The sequence below is a fragment of the Pirellulales bacterium genome, assembly GCA_035656635.1.
Classification (GTDB): domain Bacteria; phylum Planctomycetota; class Planctomycetia; order Pirellulales; family JADZDJ01; genus DATJYL01.
The window spans coordinates 49,724-62,477 of sequence record DASRSD010000176.1 but is presented as its reverse complement, the minus strand read 5'-3'; the positions used below and the strand labels follow the sequence as shown (position 1 = coordinate 62,477).

Genomic DNA, 12,754 nt, shown 5'->3' with positions numbered 1-12,754 from the left:
TGCTCCGCGATGGTGCCCAGCGAACCACCGACAAACTTTGGCAACTCTGCGGCAAAGTACTCGATCTATTCACCGAAAGCGAATGCCGCAACTACCTCCAACACTGTGGATACCGCTACAATTAACCGACGACGGCACTAGACACTCGACTTGAGAAAAACAATCGCTTTGGTGGACATAGATCGCAACTTCGCGTCAGCGTCATTCACAATACGGTTCGTATCACGATTTATTTGAAGGTCGTCAGCGAATGAACGCTGATTTCCGTTAAATAGGAACGACGATTGTCACAAATCTGCTACTGAGTCGTTGAACTGGCCATCATCGTCATGCTCCAATACGCATTGAGGCAATGGGTTGGGCATAATCGCCTCCAGATTCGATCCCCGCAGCCCTTGCCCCACGGGCTTCTCAATCGATTTTTGAGCCTCGGCGCCGATCCCCGCCGCCTAATGCAAAACGCTGTCCCCTGGCTGCCAAGGGCTTCGGATTGGTTGCCCATTGCATGATACAGTCGCGAATAGGAAAATGAATCGCCCTAGCACAAAACAGGGTTGGCAGTCACGGTGGGAATCGAGTCAGGCCGATTGGCAGTCATGAGAATTGGCGTGAGTACCTGCGATGGCTTTGGACGTCAGTACGACCGACTGCAATGAGGCGACAGGTGATCGTCCGAACGCTGATCGGGCGATGCTTGCCGCCATCGAAAACGCCGCTTGCGCAGCAGGGATCGGAAAGAATCTGCGAAATCTCTTGCGCGATATTGCCGCGCAGTTCGTGCCGCCGCCTCGCCTTACACTCCGCTCGTTGACTTCGTGGTCGGTGACCGTCGGCGCTGCGACGCCTGTCACCTCATTTTCTTCGAGCGCTGCCCAGGCGCCCTTCGATTCGGACAGCTTGCTACGCGCAGAATTCTTCGTGAAGGTCTTACCACGATCTCGCCGGGCAAAGCTCATTTCCTTGTTGTTGAACAATCGACACCCAGGCGTGGCGGCGTTTTGCCGCTGGCTTAAAGGGGGCGTCAACAACCTCGTTCCATGCACGGCACGCTACTTTGAAGCTTGTCGCCATGCCATGCCCTCGCTGGAAAGCGCCTTAGGCGAAAGCGCCGAATCACTGCTTGGAAGCGAGGTTCTCGGCCACCTTGAAGTCATTCATCGATATTTGCAGCATCGACTTGCTCCCTCGGCGCCGGCAAACCACACGGAAACGGGAGAGGCGAAGCTCGCCATCGTTGATGAGGGGAAACTGTTCCAAGATTTGAAACAGGACCCCCGCTTTGCTGACTTCATCAATGAAATGCCGCGCTTGCTGGCCGATGCGTCGCTGGCGGTGTATCGCGCCCTGGTCTCAACACTTCCCAACCCTTCTGTAAAACACCGTCTGATGCTGGCCGCCGACCAGGATGCAGGCGAGATACGACAGTTCTTGCACCTGCTATGCTGCCAAATGCAAATGGTGGCCGAATTCACCGTTAGCTTCGTAAGCGCTCCGGCCACTGAGCTTGAGATAAGCTGTCTGGGGCGCGTTCTGCAATCAGCGGGAAAGGCGCTCTACTTGGCATTCCTGCAACGGCGCTTTCCAGCGCTGCTCACCCCTCTACGGGCCGACGAGGCGGCCTTTGAAGAAATCGAGGAAGATTATTCGTGCCTGCATAGAATCCTTGACGATGCTGGGCGGCGCCTTCAGGATTCTGCCATTCTTCCAGGCGCTCCTGCATGGCTAGCGCGGTGCCGGATCGTGTCGGCCGAGCTCATCCAGCGCCTGACAACGTTTACCACCTGGCTGGAAAAGATGATCGAAGCCGCCGGTGGGTTTGATTTCACCTCAGACGTTTTGCGCGAACAGGCAATCGCCAAGCGGTCGCTCGATGTGCAGCCGTGGCTCGAAGCCACGAGCGTCGTGTGCGGGGCCGATACCATCGAGACGTGCCGTTCAAAAAGCGTGGCCAGAGTTGGTCACGATATTCTGAATCTCTATCGGCTGTTTGCAGCCGATGACGAAGACGTATTCAATTCGCTGATCGAAGGTTGCTCGTGTCGGCATGATCCAAACGGCGATAGCGTTTCCGATCATTGTAATTTCATTTCGCCGGCTGAAGTGGTGGGAGAAAATCACCCACTCTCGCTCGCCACTCCGCGGATCGCGCTGTTGGGCGTTGTGGTTCACGCCGCCGCTTGTGACGTGCAGCGGCGGAGCGACTGGCTGGAGACAGCACAAATCACCGGCACACCGCTTCGGACGGTCCTATTTGCCGATGATGATGCCGGTCAGACTGTCGCTTTCAACCTTTTTTCACTGAGCGACGTGAACAAACTGAAAACGACTGTGCAGCTTATGCCCATGATGTCGAAGTACGAACACATTTACGACGCATTATGGGCCATTCATTACGAGTTGCCGCAAGATGCTGCGGGGAATCCGCTTCCGCCGGAACAGTTTTTCATGGAAATCCTGCACGAAGACGATGATGATCGCGATGACGACGATAAAGCGCCTACGCCCGTACCTGGGATCGAACGGACTGTTTTCGTCGAACGATCCTAGAGATGACGCCTAAATAAGCTTCGTCTGCACGCTAAGCTGCACGGAATCCTTAAAAAATAAACCGTTCTGTGCAAAATATGAAAAGCGTAAGTGGTTGATCCGAGTGGTTTTGCGAGATGGCTCCTAGACGCGTGATTCGATTAGTTCTAACACCCATTGGTCAGCCATCAGGTAGTTGGCATCGGAGGCGGCGTGAATCAAGACTCCAGTTTGCACGGACCATCGGGACTCCCTTGCAACCTCCCGAGTCACTAAAATGATCCGGCTCAGGGTGATAGCGCATCAACATTGACGATTATCGCTATGGCGTTCCTGACCAAGTGTTAGGGTGAGAATTGCGGTCCTGACAGTGGGCGAAAACCTTGGCCAGGCTTCGACGAGGGCAAGAAGGTCGTTGTCACAGATGGAAACAACCACGGGATTTGTGCCGCTGCCAGATAAGTTTTGAGCCACAAATGAAGGAACGGTTGGTGGTTCGAGTCCTGCCGGGGTACTGGAGGCCCAAGGCGCTCCGCTAGCGCATCGCGGCTAAACACTGCCGGGTATTTTGCCTATTTGCAGCTGCAATAAGGTTATATTTGCGTGGCCTAAAAAGGCACTTTCGCCGCATTCAAGTGGCCTGTAAACTGATTCGATACTAAGTCGCCCTCTGCGGCACACACTATTTCTGCTAACCGCCCCCGTATTTTGTTGATCTATGACTGTCGATTCGCACGCTGCGTCGCCTTCGCCAGAATCTGAAGGCGTTTCTCCAACCCATTCTGAAGCTACGCCGATTCCTGACGCGACGGCTGCTGCCACCGAAAATCAATCGGCGGCGGGAAGTAGCAGTGAAGTTGCTGCGGCAACATCGGGCGAAGAGTCCGCCGAAGCCTCGAAGCCGCGCATCAAAATCGGCACGCAGCGGCCCGGCGTGGCCGTGCCCCGGGTTGAGCCGCGGGCCAAAGTGGCTTTTCGTACGCCAGTAGGACAAAGTCCAGCGACCCAGCGCCCGCCGTCGCACGAGCAATATCCCGCTCGCCCTGTATCGCCGAAGCCTGCCGGTGGGCAAACGCGCGCCAAAGCGGAGGCCGCGGAAGCAGGAGAGGCAGCTCCGGCGCCCAAGCTCAAGGTCGCGCCGAAAAAATCGAAGTTCGAAATTCATTCCATGCCGGTCGAAAAAGTCGAACTACCCAATTTGCGGGCCGAGCTTTCGCCCGATTTGGAAGCGGAGCTGCAAGCGGCGCTCGGCGAGCAATCGCTGGAGGAACTGATCGCCGCCGAAACGGGTTCTGCCGCCGGCGCTGTGGCGGGCGAGCCGCTGGAATCGGAATCGCGACACACAGGACACGTAGCGCGGATTTTTCGCGACAACGTGTTTGTCGAGCTCGGCGGCCGCAATCAAGGCGTGCTGACACTGCATACCTTGGCACAAGAACCGAATGTTGGCGATGCACTGGAAGTTGTCGTCAACCGTTTCAATGCGGACGACGGCTTGTACGAGCTCACGCCGGTGGGAGCCAGCGTGCAGGTGGGAGATTGGACCGACATTGCCGAGGGAATTACGGTGGAAGCTCGCATTACCGGCCACAACAAAGGCGGACTGGAATGCGAAGTGAACAAAATTCGCGGTTTCATTCCGGCCGGGCAAATTTCTATTTACCGCGTGGAAAACTTTGAAGAGTTTGTGGGGCAAACTTTGCAGTGCGTGGTGGTGGAAGCGAATCAGGATCGGCGGAATTTGGTGCTTAGCCGCCGCGCCGTTTTGGAGCGCGATCAGGAAGCAGCCAAGCAACAACTTCTCGCGCAGTTGGAAGTGGGCCAGGTGCGCGAAGGCACCGTGCGCAACATTCGCGATTTCGGCGCCTTCGTCGATTTGGGCGGCATCGACGGGATGATTCACGTCAGCCAAATGAGTTGGGATCGCGTCAAGCATCCCAGCGAAGTGCTTACCGTCGGCCAAAAAGTGAAAGTGAAAATTCAGAAGCTCGACCCCGAGACACACAAAATCAGCCTGGCTTATCGCGATTTGTTCGAAAGCCCGTGGGCCAAAGTGCCGGCCAAATATACGGTCACCAGCAAAATCACCGGCACGGTGTCGCGGATTATGGATTTCGGCGCGTTTGTGAAACTGGAGCCGGGGGTGGAAGGGTTGGTGCACATTTCGGAATTGTCCTACAAGCGCGTGCATCGCGTGGCCGATGTGGTGCAGGAAGGGCAGCAAGTGGAAGCGAAAGTGCTGTCGGTCGATGCGGAAAATCAGCGGATTAGTTTGTCGATCAAAGTGCTCGGCCCGCCGCCGGAGCCGCCGCAGCAAAAGAAAGCGGATTCTGGCGCGGGTGAATCTTCCACTGCCGCAGATGATTCTCCCGCCGCGCCACCCAAGAAAAAACTGCGCAAAGTGCCCCTGCAAGGCGGACTGGGCCGCTCGCCGATGGGCGATAAATTCGGCCTGAAGTGGTAGCAGTTTCTGGCGTACTGCTAATCGCGGCGTTAACCGCTCTTGACCCGCCCGGCCAAATTGTGATTCGATTGATCGCCTGGGCAAGGCCCGAGCCTATGTCTATGCCGCAAATGCGTTTGCGCCCGTAGAAAACGGATTGTCTCCACTTAGCGGCTAAGTCTTTGTGACGCCAGCAGTTCGCGTTGGCTACTCATATTCGTACCAGGTGCAAGGAAGCGCTGCGAGCAGGGCTCTGGACCAGTTGCTCGTCGTAGGATTGATTGTGATCGATGTTCATCAATACACCGACGAGCAATTGGCGGCAGAAGCGGCCCGCGAAGGGTCCGATGGCCCCGCCTTTGTGGAACTGGTGGAGCGTTTCCGCCAGCGGGTGTGGCATATTTGTTTTCGCTTGCTAGGAAACGAACACGATGCCAGCGACGCCGCACAGGAAGTTTTCGTGCGGTTGTTTTTGCATCGCGCCAAGTTCGAGGGCCGCTCCAAGTACAGCACCTGGGTCCACGGCATTGCGATTCGCACTTGCCTGACATTGCGGCGTGGCCGTGGCCGCCGTCAACGGCACGAAAGCATTACCAGCGATGAAACCATCGAAGCGCATTCGCCCGGCACGCCGGCGCCGACGGAAGGGTTATCGCTCGACCTGTTGCAAATGCTCGATATTTTAAGCGAAGAAGATCGTGCTTTGCTGATCCTGAAATATGCGGAAAATTACAGCCACGAGGAACTGGCGGAAATTTTTGGACTAAGCGTGAGCGCCTGCAAAATGCGAATCAGCCGCGCACGAGAAAAAATTCAAGATCAATTCGGAGAAAAGACGGAAGGCAAACAACCAAAGCCGCAAGCAGAAGAAACGGAAAACCAATAACCATCGTCCGAGCCGGGCTATTCCCAGCCCGGTGTGCGGCAAATGGAAACGACAAATAAGATTATGCAAACACCGGTGTGAGGACACACCGGCTCAGTAATATCAACCATCACAAACCATCCGATATACCACCAACGGATCATCACATGTCAACCGATTTACTTGAACGTCTGGCGGAACTGCCGGTCCCCCCGCCGCCGCCGCCAAAAACCTTCGATCGGGCGGTTCACCAGCGGATTAACAGCCGGCTGATCGTAGGCCAAATTCTCGATTTGCTGTTTCGCGGCTTTGGATACGCCGTGTTGCAGTTTGCGAAAGTGACACTAAGTGCTTTGCAGTTCACATTTACGGGAAAATTGCCGGACAACAAACACGATCGGGGCCAACCCCCGGTGTGACGCCGCGGCTTTCCTCGGCAACGCAGTTTGTTAGAAGCCGACCGCATGAGGCCAGCACAAGTAGTGCGGCAACACAAAGGCTGTGCGGGCGGCCCGAACAAAACATAAGCACTTCCCTTCAGCGAATTACTCACGCTGTTTCGATTCAACACATGTGCTTCGCAGAACGGAGGCTGCGGAGAAAAAGTATTAGCCCGATTCACTTTCCTTCACCTCGGCCGCACACTAGCGGCCACAGTTCAGTCGTAAACGACTGAAAGGAGCAGACTGTATGTTTTCGATTTTGGCAGACGTTCCCACGACTACGAATGTAGGCGACACGCTCACCAAAACAGGCCAGGAAGCCGGCACTGCCTTGCGAGCCAGCTTTGAAAATGCTTGGGCGCAAATTGTCGATTACACGCCCCGCGTGTTAGCGGCCATTGTGGTGCTGGTGGTTGGTTATTTTATCGCCAAGTTGGTGGCCCACGCCGTCACGTTGTTGTGCGAACGGGCCGGCTTGCAACGAGCCGCCGAACGCAGCGGATTGTGGGAATCGATGACCCACATGAACATTAAGCGGAATGTCCCCGCCATCGTCGGCACAATTGTGTTCTGGGGATTGATGCTGGTGTTCTTGATGGCCGGTTTCAACATTCTGAAAATCACTTCGGTTTCCGATTCAATTAGCCAGGTTGTGGCGTACATTCCCAACTTACTGGTCGCCACCGTGATGGTGGTCGTAGGCTTGCTGGTCGCCGGCTTCCTGCGAGGCGTCATCGCCACTAGCGCCGATCGGGTGGGAATCAGCTATGCCGATCATCTGGCCAACGGCTGTTATTACATCATGGCCCTGATGGTCTTCATGGCAGCGTTCGATCAGCTCCACATTCATTTCGAGTTGCTGAATTACGCCATCCTGATTGTGTTCGGCGGCTTGGCCCTGGGCTTTGGCCTGGCGCTGGGTTTGGGCGGGCGCGATACGATGGCCGGCATTTTGGCCGGTTATTATGTGCGACAACGGCTGCAGGCCGGCGACCGCGTGACCGTGGGTCACCTGGAAGGCACCGTGCGTGAAGTCGGCCCGGTAGCCACCGTGATCGAAACCGAAGAGGCAGGCATGTTGAATCGCCACAGTGTTCCTAATTCAAAAATGCTGAACGAGGCCGTGCGGTAACGCCGGGGTGATTCCAGCCGGCAATAAAATGGCCGGTGCAAAATCACGCCTCGTTTAGCGACAAGTAACCGTCGCTAAGGCGGAAAGCGACAACGGCCCTGGAGTTCTTTATGGATTCCCAGGGCCGAGTTTTTTGAATGACCAAGACCAGGAACGAAGATAGGTCATTTTCGTTGTCATTTTCCGCTGAACTGCCGCCAGAAATAATATGTGGCTAGCGAAAAGCCAATCACCACGACTATCCGCCGCACAATGGTGCGGTCGATTTTCTGCGCCAGCGTGGCTCCTAAAAAGCCGCCGATAATGGAACAGACAATCATCGGCCCGGCCAGCGACCAATCGATTTGCCCCTTCGTCAAAAACACCAGCACGGCCATAATGTTGATGGCAAACGCCAGGCAGTTTTTCAGGCCGTTCATCACGTGGATGTCGGCCAGGCCCATGAGCCCTAGCGAGCTCAGCATCAGAATGCCGATCCCAGCGCCGAAGTAGCCGCCGTAAATGGCCACAAAAAATTGGAACACCACAATTGCGGCCACGGTGCCGCCATGCGGCTGGGCGTGCGGCGCACCCACGCCGGTCCAGCGGGCAATTTGCGGCTGCAGCACGAACAGCACCGCCGCGGTCAAAATCAGCCAGGGCACCAGCGCACTGAACTGATCCGGAAAAGTAACGACGAGCAATCCGCCGATGAGCCCACCCAGCAAACTCGGTGGCAACAGCCACTTGAGCCACTGCTGCGAGTGCTTCAATTGCCGACGATAACCCCAAGCGGCGGCAAAAATGCCGGGGATCAAGGCCATCGTGCTGGTTTGATTGGCGACCACGGCCGCCGTTTTTTCATCTCCCAGCTTGTGCGTCAGCACGGCAATCAGCACAGGAAAGGTCAACAAGGTGCCACCGCCGGCCACAGAATTCACGGCTCCGGCCGCCAAGGCTGCACAACACGCTAATATGATTTCCCAACTCATGGCCGGAGTGTAACGTGCGAAGAATAGAAGTTCTAGGCGATTTTTAAAGCGTGATTTTTTCTGCCGCTGGGAATGACGGCCGTGCGACTGCTGGGTAGCGGGCCAATTTGATGGAAACAGTTTGGGTGGCCGGCGTCGAGTGCCGCCGAGCCCCCGGAATTTCTGCGACTGGGGGCTCACTTCGTTCGACCCCAGCCACCCTGAAAAATCAAACTGGCCCACTACCGACTGCTGCCCGATGGCGGCAAATCGGTGTATACTCGCACGCGCTAGATGGATTTTTGAGCCCCCGCACTTGCCGCCTGCCTTTCACGTTAATGCCTTACCTTATCGGCACGGACGAAGCCGGTTACGGACCCAACTTTGGGCCGCTGATTATTACCGCCACGGTCTGGCGCCTCGACGATGGGGTGGACGCGGCCACTCTGTACAAACATTTGCGGCGGCATGTGACGCCGCATGCCGCTCGGGCAGGAAAAAAGAAAATCTGTTGGGCCGATTCCAAAGCGGTTTACAAAAACGGCTGCGGCCTAGATCACTTGGAGCGCGGAGTGCTTGCGGCGCTTGGCATGCTGGGACGAACACCGCGCCAGTGGTGCGAGCTGTGGCATTGGCTCGATCCGCAATACGCGCCGCGCATTGACGAATTGCCTTGGCACTTGGGTTACGCGGCGGAGGTTCCCTTGTGGACCGACGGCGACGAACTGCCCGCGCTGATCGAAATGCTCCAACTCGGCCTGGAGGCCCTGGGCGTGCGCTTGATCGGCCTGCTGTCGCGCGCGGTTTTTCCAGACGAGTTCAATCAATTGGTCGCCGCCAGCAACAAGGCCGATGCACTTTCACGAGTTACCTTGGCGCTTGTGGCCGAGGCGCTGTCGCTGGCCGCCGACGGCTACGTGCAAGTATTTTGCGACAAGCACGGTGGACGAGATTATTATCATCCGCTATTGCAAATTCAATTTGAGGAAGCGTGGATTGAAGTGCGGCAAGAATCGGAAGCGATCAGCGTGTATCGCTTCGGCCCGGAGGAGCGGCGTGTGGAAATTGGCTTTCACGTCGGCGGCGAGCGGTTTTTGCCCGTGGCCCTGGCTTCGATGACTTCTAAATACTTGCGCGAAGCGGCCATGCGGCCGTTCAACGAGTTCTGGTGTGCCCGGGTGCCGGGGCTAAAACCGACGGCGGGTTATCCGATGGATTCGCGGCGATTCAAACAGCAAATTGCCGCCACGCAGCGCGAACTAGCGATTGACGACCACATTCTGTGGCGCAGCCGGTAATTTTTGGCACCGGGTTGGCGCGGAAGTTAGAATTGCGATGATTGGCGGGTCGTTTCTATTTCTGATTGGATCCCACCGAGAGACACACCATGCTGCTTTACATTGTTCGCCATGCCTGGGCCGAAGAGCGCGATGAACACAAGTGGCCCGATGATTCGCTGCGTCCACTCACCGACGTCGGCGAGAAGCGGTTCAAGAAGCTGGTGAAGCAATTGACCGAGGTGCGCTTTGCGCCAGAGGTGATTGCCACCAGCCCGCTAGTGCGCTGCCAGCAGACGGCCGAAATCATCGCCAAGCGATTTCCCAGCAAGCCGGGCGTTGTGCCGCTGGAGGCGTTGGCGCCGAATTCGAATTTGGAAGCGCTGGTTCAATGGACGGCCGAATTGCAAAACGACGAAGTAGCGTGGGTCGGTCACGATCCGGATGTGTGCTATTTGGCGGCGCGGCTCATCGGCAGCGGCGACGCGGCCATTCGGTTTCGCAAGGGAGCGATTGCCGCGATTCGCTTTGAAGAACCCATCGGCCTGGGCAAAGGCGCGCTGCAGTGGCTAGCGACCGCGAAATTGCTGGGAGTGTGAAGCAGGGCCTGGTGTCTCCACCAGGGCATCGCGGTGATAGCCGGATGCTCACCGCATCCGGTCCGGAAGGCCTGGCCTTCCGGCTAAGTTGAAGACGGGCACCAGCCTATTCGACCCCTTCTGCGGTGCCTTGTTATCAATAATTGCTATCGGTAAAATTCAGGGTCTCTCAGGCGCCCACTCCTTGAATGTCGCTTGGGGCGCGGAGGCATCAACTTGTAAAAATTGACGAACAGCCTACAGAAGCAAAGCATCATGTCAGCCGCAACCAAATTCCCCTTCCGCCATGCCGCCGGCGGCGGCGCCTCGAACCTCGACTGGTGGCCCAACCAGCTGAAGATCGAACTGTTGCACCAGCATTCCTCCAAGTCCAATCCGATGGGCGGGGAATTCAACTATGCCGCAGAGTTTAAGAGCCTCGATCTTGCGGCGGTAAAGAAAGATCTCGCGGCACTGATGACGGACTCGCAAGACTGGTGGCTGGCGGACTTCGGCCACTATGGCCCTCTATTTATCCGCATGGCGTGGCATAGTGCCGGCACCTACCGCACGGGGGACGGCCGCGGCGGCGGCGGCAGGGGCCAACAGCGTTTTGCGCCGCTGAACAGTTGGCCAGATAATGTCAGTCTGGACAAGGCCCGCCGTCTGCTTTGGCCAATCAAGCAAAAGTATGGCCGCAAAATTTCGTGGGCCGACCTGATGATTCTGGCCGGCAACGTCGCGCTGGAAACAATGGGATTCAAGACATTTGGTTTCGCCGGCGGTCGTGAGGATGTGTGGGAGCCAGATCAGGATGTCTATTGGGGCGCCGAGAAGAAATGGCTGGGCGGAGATATTCGCTACACCCATGGTTCCGAAGGCATCGACAAAGATACTGCAGTGCTCGTCACAGATGACGACCCAGATGGCGATATCCACAGCCGCCGACTGGAAAATCCGCTGGCGGCCGTGCAAATGGGGCTGATTTATGTCAACCCCGAAGGTCCCGACGGCAATCCGGATCCAGTCGCCGCTGCGGTCGATATCCGCGAAACGTTCAAGCGCATGGCCATGAACGACGAGGAAACCGTCGCCCTCATTGCCGGCGGACATAGCTTTGGCAAGACGCATGGCGCCGCCGCTGCATCGAATGTGGCCTTCGAGCCGGAGGGCGCCGGACTCGAGGAACAGGGCCTGGGCTGGAAGAACAGCTTTGGCGCCGGCAAGGGCCCCGACACAATTACCAGCGGCCTGGAAGTCACCTGGACCACGACGCCCACGAAGTGGAGCATCAACTTCCTGGAGAACCTGTTCGGATACGAGTGGGAACTCACCAAAAGCCCGGCCGGCGCGCATCAGTGGGTGGCCAAGGGCGCCACCGCGACCATTCCCGATGCTTTCGATCCATCCCAAAAACGCTTGCCGACCATGCTCACCACCGACTTGTCACTGCGGATCGATCCGGCATACGAAAAAATCTGTCGGCGGTTCATGCAGCATCCCGATCAGTTCGCTGACGCTTTCGCCCGGGCGTGGTTCAAGCTCACGCATCGCGACATGGGTCCGCGCGCCCGTTATCTTGGCCCAGAGGTTCCAGCGGAGGAACTCATCTGGCAGGATCCCATTCCGGCAGTGAATCATCAATTGATTGCCGCCGATGACGTTGCCGCGCTAAAGGGCAAAATCCTGGCTTCCGGTCTCACCGTTTCGCAACTGGTTTCCACCGCCTGGGCATCGGCATCCACATTCCGTGGTTCTGACAAGCGCGGCGGCGCGAACGGCGCGCGCATTCGTCTGGCGCCGCAGAAAGATTGGGAAGTCAACCGGCCCGCTCAACTTGCAAAGGTGTTGAACGTTCTCGAAGGCATTCAGCGTGAATTCAACGGCGCCCGGATTGGCGGCAAGCAGGTGTCGTTAGCCGACCTTATCGTTCTGGCCGGATGCGCAGGCGTCGAGCAAGCTGCGAAAAATGCCGGTCACGAGGTCACGGTTCCTTTCACACCAGGGCGCATGGACGCCTCGCAAGAGCAAACCGACGTGGAATCGTTCGCCGTGCTCGAGCCCATTGCGGACGGCTTCCGCAATTACCTTAAGGGTGAATACACCGTACCAGCGGAAGCGCTGCTGATCGATAAGGCACAACTGCTGACGTTGACCGCACCCGAAATGACGGTGCTGATCGGCGGCATGCGCGTGCTCAACACCAACTCGGGTGCGATGAAACACGGTGTGTTCACCAAGCGGCCGGAGGCCCTGACCAACGACTTCTTCGTAAATCTGCTCGAGATGGGTACACAGTGGACGCCGGTCACAAAAAACGCCGACATGTTCGAAGGCCGCGATCGGAAAACGGGCGAACCGAAGTGGACCGCCACACGCGTTGACCTCGTCTTCGGCTCAAACTCCCAACTACGCGCCCTGGCTGAAGTCTATGGGAGTTCCGACGCGAACAAGAAGTTCGTCCACGATTTCGTCGCAGCATGGAACAAAGTGATGAACCTCGATCGCTTCGATCTGGCACGATCGTAGGCGACGACTGC

At 57.1% G+C, this 12,754-nt stretch carries 9 protein-coding genes; 8 read left to right on the top strand and 1 reads right to left on the bottom strand.

Translation table 11 applies throughout. The annotated features are described in order from the left end of the window. The first annotated feature begins 690 nt into the window (after window positions 1-690). The 5 genes from VFE46_18500 (at window position 691) to VFE46_18480 (ending at window position 7,409) form a co-directional block, all read left to right on the top strand. Complete coding sequence (locus VFE46_18500) at window positions 691-2,547, top strand: hypothetical protein (protein HZZ29993.1); 1,857 nt, start codon at window positions 691-693, stop codon at window positions 2,545-2,547. 697 nt (window positions 2,548-3,244) lie between these two features. Beyond that, window positions 3,245-4,990, top strand: a complete 1,746-nt coding sequence (locus VFE46_18495) for a S1 RNA-binding domain-containing protein (protein ID HZZ29992.1) — start codon at window positions 3,245-3,247, stop codon at window positions 4,988-4,990. Window positions 4,991-5,252: 262 nt separating this feature from the next. After that, a complete protein-coding gene (locus VFE46_18490; protein HZZ29991.1) occupies window positions 5,253-5,855 on the top strand; it encodes an RNA polymerase sigma factor in 603 nt (200 codons plus the stop codon). Window positions 5,856-6,001: 146 nt separating this feature from the next. Continuing rightward, entirely contained in the window at window positions 6,002-6,253 is a 252-nt protein-coding gene (locus tag VFE46_18485) for a hypothetical protein (protein HZZ29990.1), read from the top strand. Between the two features lie 271 nt (window positions 6,254-6,524). After that, on the top strand, window positions 6,525-7,409 hold the full coding sequence (locus VFE46_18480; protein HZZ29989.1) for a mechanosensitive ion channel domain-containing protein: 885 nt from the start codon (window positions 6,525-6,527) through the stop codon (window positions 7,407-7,409). A gap of 176 nt (window positions 7,410-7,585) precedes the next feature. On the opposite strand, the gene VFE46_18475 is transcribed toward VFE46_18480, so the two are convergent. Then, window positions 7,586-8,380 carry a sulfite exporter TauE/SafE family protein gene (locus tag VFE46_18475; GenBank protein ID HZZ29988.1) on the bottom strand — a complete coding sequence of 265 codons (795 nt, stop codon included), beginning with the start codon at window positions 8,378-8,380 and terminating at the stop codon, window positions 7,586-7,588. A 317-nt stretch (window positions 8,381-8,697) separates the two neighbouring features. Here VFE46_18475 and VFE46_18470 point away from each other — a divergent pair, with 317 nt between their 5' ends. From VFE46_18470 to katG, 3 genes are all read left to right on the top strand, one after another. Next, window positions 8,698-9,657 (top strand): hypothetical protein, encoded by a 960-nt coding sequence (locus tag VFE46_18470; GenBank protein HZZ29987.1) that lies wholly within the window; start codon window positions 8,698-8,700, stop codon window positions 9,655-9,657. An 89-nt stretch (window positions 9,658-9,746) separates the two neighbouring features. Continuing rightward, the gene (gene sixA, locus VFE46_18465; GenBank protein ID HZZ29986.1) at window positions 9,747-10,235 is read left to right on the top strand and encodes a phosphohistidine phosphatase SixA; all 489 of its coding nucleotides are present in this window, start codon (window positions 9,747-9,749) and stop codon (window positions 10,233-10,235) included. A gap of 255 nt (window positions 10,236-10,490) precedes the next feature. Further along, a complete protein-coding gene (katG, locus tag VFE46_18460; protein HZZ29985.1) occupies window positions 10,491-12,743 on the top strand; it encodes a catalase/peroxidase HPI in 2,253 nt (750 codons plus the stop codon). The last annotated feature ends 11 nt before the right edge of the window (window positions 12,744-12,754 follow it).

What these genes read in the sequence shown, in the direction of transcription:
- VFE46_18500 (HZZ29993.1), top strand. Translation starts at nt 691, where the DNA reads ATGCTTGCCGCCATCGAAAACGCCGCTTGCGCAGCAGGGATCGGAAAG.
- VFE46_18475 (HZZ29988.1), bottom strand. Translation starts at nt 8,380, where the DNA reads ATGAGTTGGGAAATCATATTAGCGTGTTGTGCAGCCTTGGCGGCCGGA.
- VFE46_18480 (HZZ29989.1), top strand. Translation starts at nt 6,525, where the DNA reads ATGTTTTCGATTTTGGCAGACGTTCCCACGACTACGAATGTAGGCGAC.
- katG (HZZ29985.1), top strand. Translation starts at nt 10,491, where the DNA reads ATGTCAGCCGCAACCAAATTCCCCTTCCGCCATGCCGCCGGCGGCGGC.
- sixA (HZZ29986.1), top strand. Translation starts at nt 9,747, where the DNA reads ATGCTGCTTTACATTGTTCGCCATGCCTGGGCCGAAGAGCGCGATGAA.
- VFE46_18470 (HZZ29987.1), top strand. Translation starts at nt 8,698, where the DNA reads ATGCCTTACCTTATCGGCACGGACGAAGCCGGTTACGGACCCAACTTT.
- VFE46_18485 (HZZ29990.1), top strand. Translation starts at nt 6,002, where the DNA reads ATGTCAACCGATTTACTTGAACGTCTGGCGGAACTGCCGGTCCCCCCG.
- VFE46_18495 (HZZ29992.1), top strand. Translation starts at nt 3,245, where the DNA reads ATGACTGTCGATTCGCACGCTGCGTCGCCTTCGCCAGAATCTGAAGGC.